This is a genomic window from Paenibacillus sp. HB172176, from assembly GCF_011947265.1.
Classification (GTDB): Bacteria; Bacillota; Bacilli; order Paenibacillales; family Paenibacillaceae; genus Pristimantibacillus.
This window is the reverse complement of sequence record NZ_JAATHD010000027.1, coordinates 12,021-31,649: the sequence shown is the minus strand read 5'-3', so window position 1 is coordinate 31,649 and position 19,629 is coordinate 12,021. Positions and strand designations below refer to the sequence as shown.

Here is a 19,629-nt window from a genome sequence, read left to right as displayed (position 1 = left end):
TGGGGAAGTCAGCCTTTATGCGTGCTTCGGTACGCGCTAGGCGACTTTCCCATTATTTTTTTGAACAAGCGCGAGAAATAGTACGGATCCTGAAATCCAACGCGCGCGCCGATTGCTTTGACGCTTTGATCGGTTAAATCCAGATATTGACCGGCTAACTGTATTTTCAATCGCAGATAATAGTCAATCGGCGAATAGCCGGTCTTTTTTTTGAAGAGCTGCGTGAAATGGGGGACGGACAATGCCGCCTGCGCGGCAAGCTCCGACAGTGATACATTATCCTCCAGACGCTCTGTCATATACTGTATAGCCTTCTCGATATCAAGCTGCCTTCTTGGACTCGGAACAGCTTGACGCCTGGTCTGAATAAGACGAATCAAGCCCGCCAGATGACAAGCAAGCTGCGAGACATAGGCGACATGCTCCAGAGAATAGCCTTGGCTGAGCAATCCAAAGCATTCGTCGAACAATCCGATCATTTCCGAAGAACGCTCCACCGGAAGGGGCACTGGCGCCGCGTTCCATTCCTCTTCGAAGAATGACGGCCCCAGCTCGCCCTTCACATGCAGCCAATAGATCGTCCATGGCTCCTCTTCCGAAGATCCATATTCATGCGGCATGCCGGCAGGGATGACTGTAATCTCGCCCTTGCGCACCTCGTAACGCCGTTCGTTATTCCTTCTTACCCACCCTCGCCCGTTCGTGCAATACATGATGATATAAGCCTGACTGCCCTCCGGCCGTCTTCGGTAATGATCGCGCGCATGAGGAAAGCAGCCGATATCTGTAATATGCAGCGACTTGATCAGCGGATGTGCAGAGTATTCGTCCAAGATATGATCTGGAAGCACGATCAATCTTTGCGATTGGAAGCCATCTTCCTTCAATTGTCTATCTATCATTATGACACCCCGTAGTTATGCCCTATTATCACGAATTGAATTGGATGATTATCATCATATCGTCCATCATTATCATTCAATTGTCAATGGCGGTCCGCGACCGATTTCCGTACGATGAATACAAGAATAGATGGATTGAGGAGGATGAATACAAATGGCTGCACAAGCTGAAGTAAAGGTTTGGGAACAGACGATAGAGCTGCCCACTTATGAAGTCGGGAAGCCTGATCAGAACCCGATGTTTCTCGAGAAACGTGTTTATCAAGGGAGCTCGGGACGCGTCTACCCGCATCCCGTCATCGACAAGGTTTATGACGAGAAGGTGATGAAGCCGTACCGAATGGTCTTCCTGGAGAACGAATTCATTCAAATTCAGTTGATGCCTGAGCTGGGAGGCCGAATTTACAGAGCATTGGACAAGACGAATCAATACGACTTTGTCTATTATAATCGGGTCATCAAACCTGCGCTTGTCGGACTCGCCGGACCTTGGATCTCTGGCGGCATCGAATTCAACTGGCCGCAGCATCACCGGCCGAACACTTACGGACCGGTCGATTGCGATATCCGCGAGAACGAAGACGGCAGCAAGACGGTGTGGGTAGGGGAAATCGACCGCATGTACGGCACGAAGGTCACGACGGGCTTCACCCTGCATCCCGGAAAAGCCTATCTGGAAATTAGCGCGCAGCTGTACAATCGAACGGCCGAGCCGCAAACCTTTCTATGGTGGGCCAATCCCGCAGTAGCCGTCAACGATTACACCCAGTCCGTTTTTCCGCCGGATGTCCATGCTGTATTCGACCATGGCAAACGGGATGTATCCAAATTCCCGATCGCGACCGGAACTTATTATAAAATGGATTATTCCGAGGGCGTCGACATTTCTCGATACCGCAATATTCCAGTACCAACCTCGTATATGGCGTATCATTCCGATTTCGATTTCGTCGGAGGCTACGATCACGACAAGAAGGCGGGCATTCTTCATATTGCAAATAAGCATGTGTCCCCCGGCAAAAAACAATGGACTTGGGGGCATGGCGAGTTCGGCCAAGCCTGGGATCGCAATCTTACCGATGAGGACGGGCCTTACATCGAGCTGATGACTGGAGTATATACGGATAACCAGCCCGATTTCACCTGGCTTCAGCCCTATGAGGAGAAAAGCTTCAAGCAATACTTTATGCCTTACAAAGAAGTCGGCATGGTGAAGAATGCGACGATCGATGCCGCTGTCAATCTGGAAATCAACGAACGGCAAACAACGATAACCGTATATGCAACCTCGATCTTCGAGCAAGCTCGGATCGTCTTGAGCGGCAAGCAACGCGATTATATCGATCAAACCATTCGTTTGTCTCCGACCCAAACCTTCAGTGCGTCGGCGGTTCTCGAAGAAGGAGAGGAAGAACAGAACCTGTCGCTAGTTGTTCTGGATCATAATGGAAATGAACTGGTTAGCTATCGGCCGACGCGAAAGGGAATAGAGAAAACGCCTGAGCCCGCCAAAGCGATTGGCGAGCCTGCCGATATACGAAGCACGGAGGGACTCTACTTAGCCGGCCAACATCTGGAGCAATACCGCCATGCCACCTATGAACCCGATCCCTATTATTTGGAGGGCTTGAAGCGCGATCCTGACGATATTCGTTTAAATAATGCGTACGGTCTGCTCTTGCTGCGACGAGGACAATTCCAGGACAGCGAAGCTTACTTCCGCCGCGCTATAGCAACGCTTACCCGCCATAACGCCAGACCCTACGATGCGGAGCCGTTCTTTCATCTGGGTAAATCGCTCAAGTGGCAGGATCGTCGCGAAGAAGCCTTCGCAGCCTTCTACAAATCCGTTTGGTCAGGCGCCTGGCAATCCGCAGGATATTTGGAGCTCGCTCAACTTGCAGCGGGCGACGGCAAGCTGGATGAGGCGCTGGAGCTTATTGAACGTTCCTTATCGTCGCACTATCATAACCTGAAAGCAAGACTTGTGAAAACCGCGTTATTGCGCAAGCTGAAGCGATTCTCAGAATCCGAGCGTCTTGCACTGGAAACTTCGGCGTACGATCCGATGGATTTCGGTTCACGCCATGAGCTCTTTTTAATCTGCCAAGCAGCAGGGAAAGCGGAAGGGGCCTCTAAAGCCCTGCATGCTCTCGTCTGCCTTATGCGCGACGATGTCCACAATTATATCTCGCTGGCGCAGGATTATGCGGATATGGGGTTGTACGAGGAAGCGCTGGAATTGCTGAGCAGAATGGCAGAGCGCACCGAAGGAGATGTCTATCCCATGGTGCACTATTATCAAGGTTACTTTCATCATTTGTCCGGGGATGATTCGTCCTGCAACTCATTCTATGAGCGAGGCGAACAAGCCGAATCCGCCTATTGCTTTCCGAATACCATCGCAGACTACCTGGTCTTGTCCCATGCTGCCGAGTCGCGCAGGAATGACGCAAAGGCGCGCTATTATCTTGGCAATCTGCTGTACGACAAGAAGCGCCACTTGGATGCGGCAACGAATTGGGAGGCTTCTGCTGCTCTGGACAACAGCTTCGCCACCGTACACCGCAATCTGGCTCTGGCTTATTATAATAAGCAAAACAAGCCGGATGAAGCAATGGCATCGCTCCTGAAGGCGCAATCGCTTGCGCCGGAAGATGCGCGCGTCTTCTACGAGCTGGATCAATTAAGCAAGAAACTTTCCTATTCAGCCGAACAACGTTTAACGGCCATGGAGACGCATAAGAAGTTAATCGAGGCTCGTGATGATCTGTATCTCGAATATGTGACGCTGCACAACTTCCTTGGCCGTCATGAAGAAGCGCTCAAGCTCATCCTTACGCGCAGCTTTCACCCTTGGGAAGGCGGGGAAGGCAAGGTTCCGGCTCAATATGTCCTGGCACGAGTAGAGCTTGCCAGACAGCTTCTGGCGCAAGGAAAGGCGGATGAAGCCGTTCATCAACTGAACGCGGCCAAGCAATATCCGCTATCCTTGAATGAAGGCAAGCTTGAAGGCGCTCAAGAGAATAATATCGACTATTACCTTGGAAATGCTTATCATAGGCTTGGCCGTTCCGAGGAAGCTCGCAAATACTGGTTACTCGCCTCGAAAGGTCTGAGCGAGCCTGCAAGCGCCATGTTCTATAATGATCAACCTCCTCACATGATCTATTATCAAGGCGCGGCGCTGCGGAAGCTGGGCTTGGAACGCGAAGCCCGCAGTCGCTTCAACAAGCTGGTTGATTACGGTGAACAACATTTGTTTCAATCGCAAAAAATCGATTATTTCGCCGTGTCATTGCCCGACTTTTTGGTCTTCGACGAAAATCTGGACAATAGAAATCGCATTCATTGTCACTATATGATTGCGCTCGGTTCGCTTGGACTCGAACATGCGGCAGAAGCCGAACAACATTTCCATGAAGTATTGAAGCTCGAACCGGCCCATCAAGGAGCTGCCTTGCATCTTGATTTGCTCAGGTAGGAAATGAAATAGGGATTGAAGATTCTGACGGGAATGAGAGGTGCGCAAGAAGATGAATCACGGCAGGTGGGAGAAAACGACCTTTGAAGGATATTCAGCATGGAAAGGCTTCAATGTCAATCTGGAGCTGATGCTCCTTCCTTCGCTGGGCAGCAAAATCGTATCGCTGAAGGATAGAGTTACAGGAAGAGAATGGTTGTCCCGAACTGCAATGCCGCTCGGACATCGCGGCTATGGCAGTTCATTCGCAGAAGGAGATGGCAGCGGATGGGACGAGATGTTCCCTACCATCGATGCTTGCGAGCTTCAAGAATCACCTTGGCGCGGAACGAAGCTGCCCGATCATGGCGAGGTATGGTCGTTGCCTTGGCGCTGTGAGCCTATTCAAGACAATCGCTTGCATTGTGCTGTTGACGGCCTGCAGCTTCCCTATCGATTGGAGAAAACCTATTCCTTCACTGACAAAGGCCGGCTAAGAATCGATTATAGGGCCGCTAATGTGAGTTCTGATCCAATTCCGTTTCTGTGGGCGGCCCACCCTCTCTTTCAAGTCAACGCCGGCATGATGATCGAAGTTCCTGACGAGCTTAATCGAGTCATCGTTTCTTATTCGCATAAGAATCGATTAGGCGCCCGAGGCTCTAGACTTTCATGGCCTAGGGCGTCTCTGCCTGGGCAGACGGAGGTTTTCTTGAACGATGTGGAGGCGGCATGCGCGCAAACCGCGGAGAAATTTTATTTTGACGGTATGCTTCCCGAAGGGCGAGTTTCATTGTACGATCCGGCGAGCGGGGAGAAGCTTACGCTATTATTCCCTCAGGAGAAGATTCCTTATTTGGCGATATGGGCGAACTATGGCGGTTATTCCAATCAGTATCATGTGGCGTTGGAGCCTGCAACGGGCTTTCTTGATAATGTCGCAACGGCGTGGCGTCAAGGAAAAACCGCTATAATTGCCGGTTTCGGTCAATATGAGTGGTCTCTGGAGTTAGATCTGGAGCATAATAAACGAGGGGAGTAGACGTATGAGCAAGATGTTCGTGGATGGCCATTGAACATCTTGCTCCCTTCTCAACAAACCTCTTAATCCCATGATTTCATGCTTCATTGTCTTCTTCGCTTTGCTTCGACCGAAGCACCTTCTTCATGTTTTTCTCGAACTTGGCTCGCGGTATCAGTACGCTATGCTTGCAGCCAACGCATTTGATGCGGATATCCATGCCCATACGTATGATTTCCATTTCATTCGCGCCGCATGGATGCTGCTTCTTCATTAAGACAACATCTCCTAATTCGAATTGCTTTCTCTCCATCGCTTACGCTCCCTCTATCGAATTTTTGAATGTGACGATTTTCGGATACGGCATCTTTATCCCGTGATGATCGAATGCTTCTTTAACCACTTTGTTCATCAATCTTGCAACGGTTGTCTGGGTATTGGGCAAGCATTCTGCAATGATTCTTATCGTGACTGCCGATGATTCCAGTGACACGATTCCGAGCACCTCTGGCTCTTTTACCACATTTTCACTTTTCAGCTCATGCATTGTTTCCGTAATAATTCTTGTCGCATGCTCGATATCGGCATCATAAGCAAGGGATACATCCAGCACAGCCAACGAATTGCTTACAGAGAAATTTGTAACAGCGCCTATCGTGCTGTTCGGCACAATGTGAATTTCGCCGGTCCAGCTTTGAATGCGTGTCGTTCGTAATCCTATCATCTCCACTGTACCTTTGAAGGTACCTGTTTGAATCACATCGCCAACAGCGAATTGATCTTCCATAATGATGAAGAATCCGGTCAGGATATCCTTAACCAAGCTTTGCGCCCCGAAACCGATCGCAATTCCGACCACGCCTGCCCCTGCCAGCAACGGCCCCAGATCCAAACCAATCTCAGACAGCGTTAGCATTCCAGCTATGAAATAGATTACGTAGGATGTCACATTTTTCATTAGCTTGCCAACCGTCGTCATTCGTCTGGCTTGATTGGGGGGCCGCTTGCTAGCCCGATCAATAACGATTCTATTCACCGACTTATGCAATATCCAGATAAGAATTCTACCTACAACTAGAATCGCTGCAATTCGAATAACCGTATAACCGAAATCGCTCCACATGCTTTCCATGTCAAACCATTCCGTTGATTTTTCCAACAGATAATGCACCCGTCATCATCTCCGTTTTCATACATTCTCCGTTTGAAAATGATTTAACACCTGTCAATCAATACATACCCGTCTTGCACAGGCTTGAATATGCCTCGAATCTCTACCTTCTCTTGTTCTATAACGCCGCTCACTGCTGTGAGATCCTCTTCCGGAAAATGAATAGACAAGGCGCAGCCAGCTGTTATTTCCTTAGGCGTGGGACAAATATCGATTTCAATATCGGCATATTCGAGCAGCATTTCCGCCCGCAATGCCTGTTGTGTGGAATCAAATGCGATTAACATGGAAAGCCCCCTGTATTCTAACTTGCCTTACATTCATTATACCGAAGTATTATACGTATAAAAAGCAAGTTTCATCCATATACTAGTATCATATAAGAGTCATCGGGGAGGGTTTCTATGAAGCTTCCATTTATGAAAGACGCGCCTTTCAAATTGCCCTATACAACATCCAACATCACATCACTGCTAGTGAATCGGTTAAATGGATATCTTGATCAATTAGGTAAGGATCGACCCATCGTCATTATTTGTATCGGCACCGACAGATCGACCGGCGACGCTTTAGGACCATTAATCGGAACTTCCCTTTCGAAATTCAGAAGCCCTCACTTTCATCTTTACGGCACTCTGGAAGAGCCTGTTCACGCTATGAACCTGGATGAAACTCTCTCAGCAATTCAAGCTTCATTCACAAATCCATTCGTCATCGGCATCGATGCCTGCCTTGGCCAAGTTTCGAGCGTTGGCTGCATTCAGATCGGCGAAGGCCCTGTTCGTCCCGGAGCCGGCGTGAACAAAGATTTGCCGCCTGTTGGAGATATTCACATTACCGGTATTGTCAACGTTGGCGGCTTTATGGAATACTTCGTACTCCAGAATACAAGGCTGCATCTCGTCATGCGTATGTCAGACATTATATCGCTAGGCTTGTTCACAGCAATTGCCGGCTATAAGGGCGTCTCGGCCTCCACAAGAGATCAGACTGCGGCTACTGATCTCTCTTGAAAACTGTCTCCTCTATTAAAGCAACCAGTTGTTGTCGTTCTTCCCTATTTCGCTTTATCGATTGCGGAGCGTTCCTCTGGCGTTAAAGGATATGAGGAAGCTCCTTGTTCGACAGGTTTCGCATATACATATGTGCTATCTCTGCTATGCAGACCCGAGAATACAACTCCATCCTTCTCCTCGCTCACAATTGCAATGGAGAAGCTAAGATCATTGCCTCCATCCGAGAATGCATTGTAACGAACTGTGCCGACTTTGCTTTTCAGCTTTGGCAATAATTTGGACATCTCCGCAACCTTCTCTTCAAGCTTCTCTGTGTACTGCTGTTGCTCATCGATTCTTCGCTTCATATCGCCAATAACATCTTCCAGATTATCAACGCCCGTATTCCCCATCACTTCAAGATATTGCTTTCGAAGTTCCTTTAGTCTGCCGTTTAACCTCATCACCCATACGAATCCGATTACTAACAGTATTGCCATCACAGCACAGCCTATTGCAGCAGGCTCGTTTATCCATTCATCCATCTGCGAACTTCATCCCCTATTCCCCGTAATGCGACACTATTTCTTTCATGGCGGCAAGCAATGCGTCTACATCATCTTCTGTTGTATATATGCCCACGCTTACCCGAATAGCACCCGTTAACGATGTACCGGCAGACTCATGCGCAAGCGGTGTGCAATGGTAGCCTGCCCTTACAGCTATTCCATAATGCTGATCCAGTATAAAGGAAAGCTCGGACGGGTCGATAGCGTTTGCGACAAAGGAGACAATCCCCGTTTTTTCTTCTCCCAACGAAGGCCCGATAAGCTGGATGCCGGAGAGTCGAATCAACCCCTCCATCATACGTTGCGTCAACGTCCATTCTTTCGCATGGATTTTCTCTACCGTTTCATTCAATACATATTTGACGCCCTCTTGAAGCCCCGCAAGCCCCGGGGTATTCTGCGTCCCCGCCTCATAACGATCAGGTCTTACAGACGGCTGTAGAGGCGTCTCCGACTGACTCCCTGTTCCACCATACAACAACGGCATCAGTTCCAAATCGGGAGCTATATAGAGCCCGCCTGTACCCTGTGGGCCAAGCAAGCCTTTATGCCCTGGAAAGGCCAGCAGATCAATCCCCATTGAAGCTACATCAATCGGAATGATTCCCGCGCTTTGCGCGGCATCGACTAATAATTTCACTTGATGCTTTCGAGCTATCTCGCCGATTGCACTTACTGGGGCAATCGACCCGAGCAAGTTTGAACTGTGATTGACAATTATCATGCTTGTATTTCCTTTTATTGCACGTTCTATATCGAGCGGATTTATAACGCCGCGCTCATCGCCTTTAATATAATCAACTTCAATCTTTAATTGTTTCTCCAGCATATATAGCGGCCTTCTTACGGAGTTATGCTCAAGCGAGGTTGTTATTATGTGATCTCCTTGCTTCACCCACCCCATAATTGCCATATTCAAAGCCATCGTGGTATTCGAAGCAAAGGCGATATCATTAGGATTTTTTATATGGAACAGCTTGGCAAGCTGCTTTCTCGTATCGAATAAGACACGACTTGCGCGCACTGCCATGGCATGACTGCCTCTTCCCGGATTAGCTGAGTCTTGACGCATGGCGTTCATTACAGCATCCAGCACTTGGGGCGGCTTCGGCCATGATGTAGCGGCATGATCCAGATAAATCAATTTTCGTTCGTTCTCCATGCTTCGACCTCCTTATTTCCTTGTCTATACATAACAATGGCATATCTTAGTTTAATCCTTCGACTTCAGGATTACAACTTAGACATGCCATTGTTCATGCTTTATCGATACAACAGATCCCTTCGCATTCTATAATTTTAACTTCTTATTCACTTACTCGAGCATTCAATCGTCGAAACTCTAATTCTCTCCACGCTTACGCCAGTCGTTGAAGCAGCTCCAACAGCCGTTCCAAATCCTGCTTATTGTAGTATTGCAGTTCAATTTTCCCTTTATCCTTTTGTTGCTTAATCTTCACTGTTGTTTTAAATCGTTCTCTCAGTGATTCTTCCAAAGAGTCAATATAGGGATCTCTCTTTTTCTGCTTCGGAGTTTTTTGAACCTCATTCGGCTTAACATCCAGTCTCTGCACGGCATCCTCAAGCTCCCGCACACTCCATTCGGATGCAACAGTCGCTTCCGCCAATTGCTTCTGCGTCTTAGCATCCTTAATGGCCACCAATGCTCTTGCATGTCCCATTGACAATGTTCCACGTGAAACATTGTCCTTGATTTCTTCAGGAAGCGACAGTAGTCTTACGAAGTTGGCGATATGCGATCTCGATTTCCCCACCTTCAAGCTCAGCTCTTCCTGTGTAAGCTTGAATTTATCCATTAAAGATTGGTACGCAATCGCTACTTCAATAGCGTTAAGATCCTCTCTCTGCAGATTCTCTATAAGTGCGATTTCCATTACTTGTTGATCTGTAAAATTCCGAACTACAGCAGGTATCGTGGCGTTCCCGCAATATTGCGATGCTCTAAACCGCCGTTCTCCTGCTATGATTTCAAAGCCTTTAAGCACAGATCTAACGATGATTGGTTGAATGATACCGTGTTGCTTAATCGACTCCGCCAGTTCTTTAATTGAATCCTCGTCGAATGTTTTCCTGGGTTGATAGGGATTAGGTCTTAGCTGGTTAAGGGTGATTTCAATTACCTTATCATCATCATTCACAGAAAGCGATGGAATAAGCGCATCAAGACCTCTACCTAGCCGCTTGTTCATAAGTAATCACTTCCTTCGCAAGTTCTAGATATACTTCAGCGCCTTTGGATCTTGGATCATAAGTTATAATCGCTTGACCATGCGACGGAGCTTCACTGAGACGTACGTTTCTTGGAATAATGGTTTGATAGACCTTTTGTTGAAAATATTTTTTAACCTCTTCAATCACTTGAATACCTAAGTTTGTTCTTGCATCGAGCATGGTAAGCAAGACGCCTTCAATTTGCAATGATGTATTCAGGTGTTTCTGTACAAGTCGAACCGTATTTAGCAATTGGCTCAAACCCTCCAATGCGTAATACTCACACTGAATTGGTATCAACACGGAGTCTGCTGCTGTAAGAGAGTTAATCGTCAGTATGCCAAGGGAAGGCGGGCAATCGATAAGAATGTAATCGAATTGATCCTTGATCAGCTGCAGAGATTTTTTCAAACGATGCTCTCTAGAAATCGTTGGAACCAATTCGATTTCGGCTCCAGCAAGTTGAATGGTAGCCGGTATAACCGTCAAACCATGCACCATTGTTTCCACCATTGCTTCCTTCGGATGAACATCATCTATGAGAATGTCATAGATACAATTCTCTACGTCGGCTTTGTTAATCCCAAGTCCACTAGTCGTATTACCCTGCGGGTCGATATCTACCAACAACACCTTCCTTCCCAGAGAAGCAAGACATGCAGCTAAATTTACAGACGTAGTTGTCTTACCGACACCACCTTTTTGATTCGCAATTGCTATTATCTTCGACAAACCCAACTCACCTCAAATGTGAAACTATTGTCGGAGGAAACCTATATTCTCGAATTATTAAAATTGATCGTCTCAGTGTACGATGGTTATTCAAATCCAATGAAATACAGGTTTAATCGCCAAATGAATTTCAGTTTCTAGTCTTTCATTGATTGTTGTAAGGTGAAACGCGCTTTACTAGAGCAAGATGCACCTGAGTCCCTTTATATAAGGTGAACCGTGTACGCCGTCCTTTGGCGGCACGGCGCGTTTCATTACCGTTTTTTCTGAAGTCGCACAAACAAGCAGCATATTCAACGAAAACGGTATCTGGAGAAATATAGAGTGTATATCGAAATGATATACTTTCCCATATTTTAAAAATGCATCGCCGCCTTCAATGAAGGCGGCATCATTTTTCCATATGGTCGTTCTTATTCAGCGTTTTGGGATCTGAATCGTAATCTCGTAATGATCCTCATAATCCTTTTCATTTGTCTTAATTTTGAGGCCTGATCCATTCACCATATCAATTGATTGTCGAATCGTATTAAGAGCGAGGCGAACATCCTTGGTGAAGGAAATTCGTTTCGCCTTCTTATTCTTCTCCGTTTCCTTCAGAAAAGCAATTCGCATCTCCGTCTGCTTCACATTCAGATCCTTCGCAATGATTTCTTCAAGCAATTTCAACTGTTGTTCCTCATTGTCCAAGGAAAGCAATGCTCTAGCGTGACGTTCCGTTATTTTACGATCCATTAATGCAATTTTAATCGTTTCCGGCAACATTAGCAATCGGAGTTTATTAGCAATGGTAGATTGACTCTTTCCCAAGCGCTGCGCCAGGCTTTCTTGCGTCAAATCATGCAGTTCAATCAGCTTTTGGTAGGCTACCGCTTCTTCAACAGCAGTCAGACCTTCACGCTGCAGATTTTCAATGAGCGCAATGGATGCCGTTTGTGAATCATTGAATTCACGCACGATAGCGGGTATCGTATCATAACCCAGCTTGGTCACTGCCCTCCACCGGCGTTCTCCAGCAATAATTTCATAACGATTATTTCGCATGCGTACAACAATAGGTTGAATAACGCCATGGGTTCGAATAGTCTGACATAATTCCTCAATACGATCATCATCGAACACGGTTCTAGGCTGAAATGGACTTGTGTCCACTTCAGAAATTGGAATTTGACGAACTTCTTCTTGCGGCATGCGTTGTTCGGATAATCCGAACAAACGAGAAATTTGTTCTTTCATATCGATTACTACCACCCGGTCATGTGATAAACCCATTGCCTTTCAGCATGGATCATTATTCGAAGAAATAGACCAACTCATACCTGATAGGAAATTTTACAGCGTATCAAGTTGAAACGATATAGATTCATATTCAGCAGCTTTACCGACTAAATGAAGACAACAGATTCCAAATACTTTTGAGAACCCCTCTATCGAGGCCTTTCAGAGTTGAGTGACCGCGTTTAGATGTAGGATTTATCGCCAAACAGAACTTTCGTTTTCGAATGCTTGAAAACTTATAAATTCCATTTGTGGTAAAAAAGCTTCAGAGAAGAATCACTCATATTCAGTCTGCATACTTCTAAATTCGACTGATTAGCAATAAAATCCTGCTTGACAAGCCTCATGATTGTGAATATTGCATGATTTTCAATACTGCAGCGCGGTCTGTATATATTAAGTTTGCATTTCAAAGGTAGTCGGGAACCACAATAGGCATCAATCAATGTTCCACGTGAAACATATTTTCGCAATAACCCATTACAAAGGCTGTTTTAACGGCATTCCTGATTTTCTGGGATATTTTTTAGGCGTTGAAGCAGATTTGGATATAAATACGAAATGACGTTTTGATTTTTCATTCGGCAGTTCAAAATCAAATTGCTTCATCAGTTTTCCTTTAAGCTCATGTAAACTGAAATCGGCTTCCTTCAATTCATCATGGAGCTGAGATCCCTTCATAGCAACGAAAATCCCTCCTGGCTTTGCGAAAGGAAGACAAAATTCATTTAACACGCGAAGTCTGGCTACCGCTCTGGCCGTTACAACATCATAACAATCCCTATGTTCTGGTTTTCTTGAGGCATCTTCTGCCCGACTATGCAAGCAAAGCACTTGATCCAATTTCAATTCGTTACAAAGATGATTCAGAAATTGAATACGTTTATTTAAGGAATCAACGATCGTTATCTGTAGATGCGGATAGCAAATTTTCAAAGGTATGCTCGGAAATCCTGCTCCTGAGCCTATATCGGCCAAACGAGTAATCTCTTCCATATTCATAAAGAAAGCTAACGAAATGGAATCATAGAAATGCTTCTCATATACCGCATCCCTCTCGGTAATTCCGGTTAAATTCATTCGTTCATTCCACTCGATCAATAACTCGTAATAACGTTCGAATTGCTCCAATTGAAGAGGAGAGAGCATAATTCCTCTCTCCTCCAAGCAGCTATTAAACCAATGTAAGGTTTGATCCATTAGGAACCTCTTGCTGCCGTAACGCGATTATAATGCTCCAGGTATACCAGCAGTATCGAAATATCAGCCGGAGTTACACCTGCAATTCGCGATGCTTGCCCTATTGATAATGGACGAATGAGATTGAGCTTCTGATTGGCTTCAGATGCCAACCCTCTTACTTCATCATATACAATCGAATCCGGAATTTTCTTTTTCTCCATTTTATTGAGTCGTTCCACCTGAAGAAGTTGTTTTTCGATATATCCGGCGTATTTAATTTGAATTTCGACACCCTCCCTCATTTCCTCCGTTAATTCATAAGGCGTGGGAGCGACAGAAGCAAGATGAGCATACGTAATTTCCGGACGGCGAAGGAGCGACAGAATATCTCCGCCCTGGCTAACTGGAGCGGAGCCAGCCCCTTCCAGCATAGAATTGACATCCTCAGGCTTAACCTTCGTATTTCGCAAGCGTTCCACTTCCATCTCCACAAGCTCTTTCTTACGAAGAAAACCTTCATATCTCGCATCTGAAATTAGACCGATTTCATGACCAAGCGGCGTCAAGCGAAGATCCGCATTATCATGTCGCAGCAGCAGACGATATTCCGCCCTTGATGTTAACAATCGATAAGGATCGTTCGTTCCCTTTGTCACAAGATCATCGATCATGACACCGATATAGCCTTGCGAACGGCCAATGATAACAGGCTCTTTACCCTGCACTTTGCGAGCAGCATTAATGCCCGCCATTATTCCTTGGCCCGCAGCCTCCTCATAACCGGAGGTTCCGTTAATTTGACCGGCTGTGAACAATCCACTAATTATCTTCGTCTCCAGGGAAGGCCATAGCTGTGTTGGAACAATCGCATCATATTCAATCGCGTAACCGGTGCGCATCATCTCAACTTTTTCCATACCTGGGATAGAACGTAATATCTGTAATTGAACATCCTCAGGCATCGAAGTGGAAAGTCCCTGCACATAATATTCCGACGTATGCTTGCCCTCCGGCTCCAGGAATATCTGATGCTTAGGCTTATCGGCGAACCTTACGATCTTATCCTCAATGGAAGGACAATAACGCGGTCCTGTTCCCTCGATCGCTCCCGAGAACATCGGCGCCCGATGCAGGTTATCGTTAATAATCGTATGGGTCGATTCCGACGTATACGTTAACCAGCATGGAAGCTGCTCATTGTCGGAAGATTTCGTTTCATAGGAGAAAAATTTCGGTTTCTCATCCCCTGGCTGAATTTCCGTCTTCGAGAAATCAATGGAATCCTTATGAACACGAGGCGGCGTGCCCGTCTTGAAGCGAATAAGCTCAAGTCCATTCTCCTTCAAGCTTGCCGACAGACGCACAGACGGCTGTTGGTTGTTCGGACCGCTCTCATACATCAGCTCGCCCATAATAATTTTGCCGCGCAGATAGGTGCCAGTGGTCACTACGACAGCCTTCGCGCGATATTCTGCACCGGACTTGGTCAGTACGCCTACGCAGATTCCGTCTTCTACGATCAGCTCCTCGACCATCCCTTGGCGCATCGTAAGACGCGGCGTCTCTTCAATCGTCTTCTTCATTGTATGCTGATAAGAGAACTTGTCGGCTTGAGCGCGCAACGCGTGAACGGCCGGACCTTTGCCCGTATTGAGCATTCTCATTTGAATGAATGTTTTATCGATATTCCTGCCCATTTCCCCGCCGAGAGCATCAATTTCCCGCACGACATGCCCTTTCGCCGGACCGCCAATGGACGGATTGCAGGGCATGAATGCGACCATGTCCAAATTAATCGTGAGAAGCAGCGTCTCGCAGCCCATTCTCGCTGAAGCAAGCGCAGACTCACATCCTGCATGTCCGGCTCCAATTACAATGACCTCATATTCACCAGCCAAATAACTCATTTTCTTAAACCTCCCTACTTTCCGAGACAGAACTGCGAAAATATCTGATCAATAAGCGAATCTCCAGCTTCATCTCCAAGAATTTCTCCAAGCGATTCCCATGCGGAACGCACATCGATCTGTATGACATCAATCGGGATGCCGGTGTAAGTTGCTTCAATCGCATCCTCCATCGATTGCTTCGCTTGCTTTAACAAAGAAATATGTCGAACATTGCTGACATATGTCATATCATTCGCTTCAAGCTCACCTTCGAAAAACATGTCGTGAATAACGGCCTCCAACCGGTCGAGACCGCTCTCTTCCGCCATAGACATTCTTACGATTTGTCCCTTCGGCACAAATTTCATTAGCGCTTCACTATCCAAGGCGCCGGGCAAATCGGTCTTATTCACGATGACAATCATGGATCTGCCTTGCAACTGCTCCAGCAGAAGCCTGTCATCCGCATGAAGCGGTTCATTATGGTTAAGCACGAACAAGATCAAATCCGCGTCCTGAAGCGCGTTGCGGGATCTCTCTACGCCGATGCGCTCCACAATGTCGCTCGTCTCGCGTATGCCTGCCGTATCAAGGAGACGAAGCGGAATGCCGTTAATCGTAACAAACTGTTCAATCACATCGCGCGTCGTACCCGGGATATCGGTGACAATCGCCCGATTCTCTTGCGTAAGCATATTCATCAGCGATGATTTGCCGACATTCGGCCGGCCGACGATTGCCGTAACGATGCCTTCACGCAATAGTTTGCCATCATTGGCAGTCTTTAATAATCGATCCAACTCCCCAATTGCGGCTTGACATTGCTCGCGGATATAGGCGCTCGTCATCGCCTCTACATCATGCTCGGGATAATCAATATTCACTTCAATATGGGCTAACAGCTCGATAACTGTGCCTCTAAGCGCTTTAATCTGCTTCGAAAGCGTTCCTTCCGCCTGCTTTCTCGCAACGGAGAAGGCCCGATCGGATTTCGAGCGAATCAGGTCAATAACCGCCTCAGCCTGCATCAAGTCTATCCTTCCATTCAGGAAGGCTCTCTTTGTGAACTCGCCTGGCTCAGCCGTTCTAACGCCTTCCAGCTCGAGCACTGTATCCAGCACCTTCTTAACGGCGATAACGCCGCCATGAGCATTAATCTCTACGACATCCTCCGCGGTGAAGGATCGAGGACCTCTCATGACCGTCACGATGACTTCCTCGATCCTCTCCCCCGTTACAGGATGAACAATATGTCCGTAATGCACCGTATGGCTGTCAGCATCTCTCAGCTTTTTTTTTGAATCGAATATCAGGTCTACACAGTTGATCGCATTGTCTCCGCTCATTCGAATAATGGCGATTCCGCCTTCTCCTACCGCAGTGGAGATTGCCGCGATTGTATCCTGTACCATGTACAATCAGCACCTCTCAAATGGAAAAACAGCAATGACCATTAAGAGCCACTGCTGCAATCTGCTTCTATGTCTCTCCGATTCCAACGAACATTTAGGAGCGCAATGCGATGACAACGCGCCGATTCGGCTCATCGCCCTTGCTGAACGTTCGTACCTTCGGATGATTCTGTAATTGCGAATGAATAACCTTGCGTTCGAGCGGAGTCATGGGCTCAAGGACAACCTCTTTCCTCGTGCGAATCACTCTTCCCGCGAGACGATCGGATAGCTCCGATAAAGTCTTGCGCCTGCGCTCTCGAAAATCCTCTGCATCAAGAACGATACGAAGATGACTGTCGGAATAACGGTTGGCCACAATATTAATCAAGTACTGCAAAGCGTCAAGCGTCCCGCCCCGGCGTCCAATCAGCATGCCAAGATCACTGCTCCCCGATACGGACAACAACGTTCCTTCTTTCGTCTGCTTGCGATCTATACTTACCTGCAGTCCCATTGTACGCGCGACTTCGAGAAGAAATTGCTCGGCTTCTTCGATAGCATCAGGTATAAGCTCCAGCTCCACCTTGGCTGCTTTAACGCCAAGCAATCCGAACAGCCCCTTAGACGGCTGCTCCAGCACGTCAATCTTTACGCGATCCTTCGTAACTTGCCATTGTGTTAACCCATTTCGTACAGCATCGTCAATCGTCTTACCCGATGCAACGATTTTCTTCATTTTGCAAGGACCTCCTTACCCTTGTTAGAGGAACGCACATATAAGAAGTAATTTTGTATGATTGTGTACAAATTACTGAATACCCAATACAGCGGCAACGCTGCCGGGAACGACAATGACATGACAAAAATCAATACAGGGAATATCGTCATAATCATGGCCATGCCGGGCATAGCCTGAGTTTGTTGCTTCTGCATCATCTTCGATTGAACAAAGGTGGTGAGCGCCGCAAGGATCGGCAAGAAGTACCATGGGCTTGGTTCGCCAAGTACAAAACCGAAAAGCTTCTCCAAACGAATATTCTCATTCCAGTTAATCGAATTGTAGAGCGCAATGAAAACCGGCATTTGAATGATGAGCGGCAAGCAGCCTGCCATCGGGTTAACCTTATTCGCTTGGAAAAGCTTCATCGTCTCTTCCTGCTGCTTCTGCCTGTCGTCCTTATACTTCTTTTTGATCTCGTTCAATTGCGGCTGCAAAGCCTGCATCGCCTTGGAGCTTCGAACCTGCTTGATTGTAAGCGGCAGAATCAATGAACGAACAATAATCGTTAAAGTTAGAATCGCAAGCACATAGGAACCGCCGAACCAATCAGCGAATGTATCGAGTGATTTCGCGAAATAATAAACAACGTTTTTCTCCCAGAAGTTCCCGTTATGCAGATCCTCTGTTTGTGCAGTATGGCTGGAAGCGTTGCCGCAGCCTGCGAGAATTCCCATAAGCACGATAAGGGAAATCACGGTCAACCATTTTCGGTTTACATTACGAAACAACATTAAATCTCCTCTCTAATGCAACGAAATTCTATAGCCTGAGAAGAAACCACTTCGTCGTCTCTGAAAGAGGACGATGCGTTTCTCGCAACATATAGAGAAAGTATGAATAACTATATATACTTTCCTATGTGTCAAGGTGAAACGGTTATGCCGTCTTTTGGCGGTGGGACGCGTTTCATTCCCGTCTTTTCTGTAGCTGCACAAGTAAGCATACTTAGCGAAAAACGGTACCGGAGACATATAGAGCAAGTATCATAAATTGATATCCTTTCCTATATGTTAAAGAAGGCGGAAGACAGTCGTTTACATATCTAATTCAAGATAGACTATACCATAATTTGTACCACAAAGAAACAAGCAAGGCGAAACGCTTTCGGCGCTCTCCCGCGAGGTTGCGGCGTTTCATATTAATGGGAAACAAGAAATGGCTGCGGTCTGGTGCAAGCTCCGATTTTTGGGGCCATTAGCTATCCCTTCAACGGCTTGAACAAGCCTGCTTTTTTGAGCACATGATGGACGCTCTTCTCCATCTCCTTCATCTTCATCGCTGTTGCGGGCTTTCGCACAATCAAGATGAAATCCGTATGAGGCACTATGCGATGCTCCTGATGGCGAACGATTTCCTTTACCATGCGACGCATGCGGTTGCGAACAACGGCATTGCCGATTTTTTTGCTTGCGGACACGCCAAGCCGAAACGGCTCGGCAATTCTCTGCTTGGACCAATAGACGACAAATTGGCCATTAGCGAAGGATTTGCCTTTCCTATAAATACGACTGAAATCCTCCCGATTTCGTAGACGTAATGATCTGCGCACGATTGATGCCACCGTTCCTTCTGATTCTTATAAGTATTGCCCATTGAATAAAAAAAAAGACCACCTGACGTGGTCTTCAGCTTACGCACTCAATACTTTTCTTCCTTTTTGACGACGAGCCGCCAAAACCTTGCGACCGTTCTTCGAGCTCATACGTTTGCGAAATCCATGTACTTTCGCACGTTTTCTAACATTCGGTTTAAATGTAGGTCTCATTAAAGATGCACCTCCTATATTACATGTAGCTATGAGAAAACCTCGGCAGAGGTCCACGTCTCATCACAAAAATCGCTTTTACTATTAAACCACGCCAAAGCCCAAAAGTCAATGCCGACTCCCTCGTCCATCGCTTCCACAATTTCTCGGTATGCCGTTTCGTTCATTGTTCCCAAAACCGGACAAAAAAACGCGTCTTTATATTGTGGATAACCGATAAAACACGAAATTCCGTCAGAAAATAATAACATGTGG

General features: G+C 46.7%; 20 protein-coding genes. 4 read left to right on the top strand and 16 right to left on the bottom strand.

What is annotated here, in order from left to right; genetic code table 11:
* Window positions 1-8: 8 nt before the first annotated feature.
* The gene (locus HFP08_RS24555) at window positions 9-902 is read right to left on the bottom strand and encodes an AraC family transcriptional regulator (RefSeq protein WP_240941841.1); all 894 of its coding nucleotides are present in this window, start codon (window positions 900-902) and stop codon (window positions 9-11) included.
* Window positions 903-946: 44 nt separating this feature from the next.
* Between HFP08_RS24555 and HFP08_RS29550 the strand changes: the two genes are divergently transcribed.
* Genes HFP08_RS29550 through HFP08_RS24545 form a run of 3 tightly spaced genes read left to right on the top strand, consistent with a single transcriptional unit; the run spans window position 947 to window position 5,407 of the window.
* On the top strand, window positions 947-1,078 hold the full coding sequence (locus tag HFP08_RS29550) for a hypothetical protein (RefSeq protein ID WP_277345886.1): 132 nt from the start codon (window positions 947-949) through the stop codon (window positions 1,076-1,078).
* Window positions 1,057-4,386 (top strand): DUF5107 domain-containing protein, encoded by a 3,330-nt coding sequence (locus HFP08_RS24550; protein ID WP_168123274.1) that lies wholly within the window; start codon window positions 1,057-1,059, stop codon window positions 4,384-4,386. Before HFP08_RS29550 ends, HFP08_RS24550 begins: the two co-directional genes overlap by 22 nt.
* Window positions 4,387-4,438: 52 nt before the next feature.
* Entirely contained in the window at window positions 4,439-5,407 is a 969-nt protein-coding gene (locus HFP08_RS24545; protein WP_168123273.1) for an aldose epimerase family protein, read from the top strand.
* A 76-nt stretch (window positions 5,408-5,483) separates the two neighbouring features.
* Here HFP08_RS24545 and HFP08_RS24540 read toward each other — a convergent pair whose 3' ends face one another.
* From HFP08_RS24540 to HFP08_RS24530, 3 genes are read right to left on the bottom strand one after another with little or no spacing between them, the layout of a single operon-like run.
* A complete protein-coding gene (locus tag HFP08_RS24540; protein ID WP_168123272.1) occupies window positions 5,484-5,699 on the bottom strand; it encodes a DUF951 domain-containing protein in 216 nt (71 codons plus the stop codon).
* A gap of 3 nt (window positions 5,700-5,702) precedes the next feature.
* Complete coding sequence (locus tag HFP08_RS24535; protein ID WP_240941839.1) at window positions 5,703-6,557, bottom strand: mechanosensitive ion channel family protein; 855 nt, start codon at window positions 6,555-6,557, stop codon at window positions 5,703-5,705.
* Window positions 6,558-6,601: 44 nt separating this feature from the next.
* Window positions 6,602-6,844, bottom strand: coding sequence for a putative Se/S carrier protein (locus HFP08_RS24530; protein ID WP_168123271.1), 243 nt, complete (start codon window positions 6,842-6,844; stop codon window positions 6,602-6,604).
* 117 nt (window positions 6,845-6,961) lie between these two features.
* On the opposite strand from HFP08_RS24530, the gene yyaC reads away from it, so the two are divergent.
* Complete coding sequence (gene yyaC / locus HFP08_RS24525; RefSeq protein WP_168123270.1) at window positions 6,962-7,570, top strand: spore protease YyaC; 609 nt, start codon at window positions 6,962-6,964, stop codon at window positions 7,568-7,570.
* Between the two features lie 44 nt (window positions 7,571-7,614).
* Here yyaC and HFP08_RS24520 read toward each other — a convergent pair whose 3' ends face one another.
* The 12 genes from HFP08_RS24520 to rpmH all read right to left on the bottom strand — a co-directional run bounded on the left by HFP08_RS24520 (window position 7,615) and on the right by rpmH (window position 19,374).
* Entirely contained in the window at window positions 7,615-8,052 is a 438-nt protein-coding gene (locus HFP08_RS24520; RefSeq protein ID WP_240941838.1) for a DUF4446 family protein, read from the bottom strand.
* Between the two features lie 61 nt (window positions 8,053-8,113).
* Window positions 8,114-9,283 carry an aminotransferase class V-fold PLP-dependent enzyme gene (locus HFP08_RS24515; protein WP_168123268.1) on the bottom strand — a complete coding sequence of 390 codons (1,170 nt, stop codon included), beginning with the start codon at window positions 9,281-9,283 and terminating at the stop codon, window positions 8,114-8,116.
* A gap of 196 nt (window positions 9,284-9,479) precedes the next feature.
* The gene (locus HFP08_RS24510; RefSeq protein ID WP_168123267.1) at window positions 9,480-10,331 is read right to left on the bottom strand and encodes a ParB/RepB/Spo0J family partition protein; all 852 of its coding nucleotides are present in this window, start codon (window positions 10,329-10,331) and stop codon (window positions 9,480-9,482) included.
* The gene (locus HFP08_RS24505; protein ID WP_168123266.1) at window positions 10,312-11,085 is read right to left on the bottom strand and encodes a ParA family protein; all 774 of its coding nucleotides are present in this window, start codon (window positions 11,083-11,085) and stop codon (window positions 10,312-10,314) included. Before HFP08_RS24505 ends, HFP08_RS24510 begins: the two co-directional genes overlap by 20 nt.
* 417 nt (window positions 11,086-11,502) lie before the next feature.
* Window positions 11,503-12,321: a nucleoid occlusion protein gene (noc, locus tag HFP08_RS24500; protein ID WP_168123265.1), complete on the bottom strand. Its 819-nt coding sequence runs from the start codon at window positions 12,319-12,321 to the stop codon at window positions 11,503-11,505.
* Between the two features lie 522 nt (window positions 12,322-12,843).
* The gene (gene rsmG, locus HFP08_RS24495; RefSeq protein ID WP_168123264.1) at window positions 12,844-13,563 is read right to left on the bottom strand and encodes a 16S rRNA (guanine(527)-N(7))-methyltransferase RsmG; all 720 of its coding nucleotides are present in this window, start codon (window positions 13,561-13,563) and stop codon (window positions 12,844-12,846) included.
* On the bottom strand, window positions 13,563-15,452 hold the full coding sequence (gene mnmG, locus HFP08_RS24490) for a tRNA uridine-5-carboxymethylaminomethyl(34) synthesis enzyme MnmG (RefSeq protein ID WP_168123263.1): 1,890 nt from the start codon (window positions 15,450-15,452) through the stop codon (window positions 13,563-13,565). Before mnmG ends, rsmG begins: the two co-directional genes overlap by 1 nt.
* Before the next feature lie 14 nt (window positions 15,453-15,466).
* A complete protein-coding gene (mnmE, locus tag HFP08_RS24485) occupies window positions 15,467-16,846 on the bottom strand; it encodes a tRNA uridine-5-carboxymethylaminomethyl(34) synthesis GTPase MnmE (RefSeq protein WP_168123262.1) in 1,380 nt (459 codons plus the stop codon).
* Between the two features lie 94 nt (window positions 16,847-16,940).
* A complete protein-coding gene (gene jag, locus HFP08_RS24480; RefSeq protein WP_168123261.1) occupies window positions 16,941-17,564 on the bottom strand; it encodes an RNA-binding cell elongation regulator Jag/EloR in 624 nt (207 codons plus the stop codon).
* Window positions 17,561-18,340, bottom strand: a complete 780-nt coding sequence (locus HFP08_RS24475) for a YidC/Oxa1 family membrane protein insertase (protein ID WP_168123260.1) — start codon at window positions 18,338-18,340, stop codon at window positions 17,561-17,563. Before HFP08_RS24475 ends, jag begins: the two co-directional genes overlap by 4 nt.
* 467 nt (window positions 18,341-18,807) lie before the next feature.
* Complete coding sequence (gene rnpA / locus HFP08_RS24470; protein ID WP_168123259.1) at window positions 18,808-19,158, bottom strand: ribonuclease P protein component; 351 nt, start codon at window positions 19,156-19,158, stop codon at window positions 18,808-18,810.
* Window positions 19,159-19,239: 81 nt separating this feature from the next.
* Window positions 19,240-19,374 carry a 50S ribosomal protein L34 gene (gene rpmH, locus HFP08_RS24465; protein WP_168123258.1) on the bottom strand — a complete coding sequence of 45 codons (135 nt, stop codon included), beginning with the start codon at window positions 19,372-19,374 and terminating at the stop codon, window positions 19,240-19,242.
* Between the last annotated feature and the right edge of the window lie 255 nt (window positions 19,375-19,629).

What these genes read in the sequence shown, in the direction of transcription:
- HFP08_RS24555 (WP_240941841.1), bottom strand. Translation starts at nt 902, where the DNA reads ATGATAGATAGACAATTGAAGGAAGATGGCTTCCAATCGCAAAGATTG.
- HFP08_RS29550 (WP_277345886.1), top strand. Translation starts at nt 947, where the DNA reads ATGATTATCATCATATCGTCCATCATTATCATTCAATTGTCAATGGCG.
- HFP08_RS24550 (WP_168123274.1), top strand. Translation starts at nt 1,057, where the DNA reads ATGGCTGCACAAGCTGAAGTAAAGGTTTGGGAACAGACGATAGAGCTG.
- HFP08_RS24545 (WP_168123273.1), top strand. Translation starts at nt 4,439, where the DNA reads ATGAATCACGGCAGGTGGGAGAAAACGACCTTTGAAGGATATTCAGCA.
- HFP08_RS24540 (WP_168123272.1), bottom strand. Translation starts at nt 5,699, where the DNA reads ATGGAGAGAAAGCAATTCGAATTAGGAGATGTTGTCTTAATGAAGAAG.
- HFP08_RS24530 (WP_168123271.1), bottom strand. Translation starts at nt 6,844, where the DNA reads ATGTTAATCGCATTTGATTCCACACAACAGGCATTGCGGGCGGAAATG.
- yyaC (WP_168123270.1), top strand. Translation starts at nt 6,962, where the DNA reads ATGAAGCTTCCATTTATGAAAGACGCGCCTTTCAAATTGCCCTATACA.
- HFP08_RS24520 (WP_240941838.1), bottom strand. Translation starts at nt 8,052, where the DNA reads ATGGCAATACTGTTAGTAATCGGATTCGTATGGGTGATGAGGTTAAAC.
- HFP08_RS24515 (WP_168123268.1), bottom strand. Translation starts at nt 9,283, where the DNA reads ATGGAGAACGAACGAAAATTGATTTATCTGGATCATGCCGCTACATCA.
- HFP08_RS24510 (WP_168123267.1), bottom strand. Translation starts at nt 10,331, where the DNA reads ATGAACAAGCGGCTAGGTAGAGGTCTTGATGCGCTTATTCCATCGCTT.
- noc (WP_168123265.1), bottom strand. Translation starts at nt 12,321, where the DNA reads ATGAAAGAACAAATTTCTCGTTTGTTCGGATTATCCGAACAACGCATG.
- rsmG (WP_168123264.1), bottom strand. Translation starts at nt 13,563, where the DNA reads ATGGATCAAACCTTACATTGGTTTAATAGCTGCTTGGAGGAGAGAGGA.
- mnmG (WP_168123263.1), bottom strand. Translation starts at nt 15,452, where the DNA reads ATGAGTTATTTGGCTGGTGAATATGAGGTCATTGTAATTGGAGCCGGA.
- mnmE (WP_168123262.1), bottom strand. Translation starts at nt 16,846, where the DNA reads ATGGTACAGGATACAATCGCGGCAATCTCCACTGCGGTAGGAGAAGGC.
- jag (WP_168123261.1), bottom strand. Translation starts at nt 17,564, where the DNA reads ATGAAGAAAATCGTTGCATCGGGTAAGACGATTGACGATGCTGTACGA.
- HFP08_RS24475 (WP_168123260.1), bottom strand. Translation starts at nt 18,340, where the DNA reads ATGTTGTTTCGTAATGTAAACCGAAAATGGTTGACCGTGATTTCCCTT.
- rpmH (WP_168123258.1), bottom strand. Translation starts at nt 19,374, where the DNA reads ATGAGACCTACATTTAAACCGAATGTTAGAAAACGTGCGAAAGTACAT.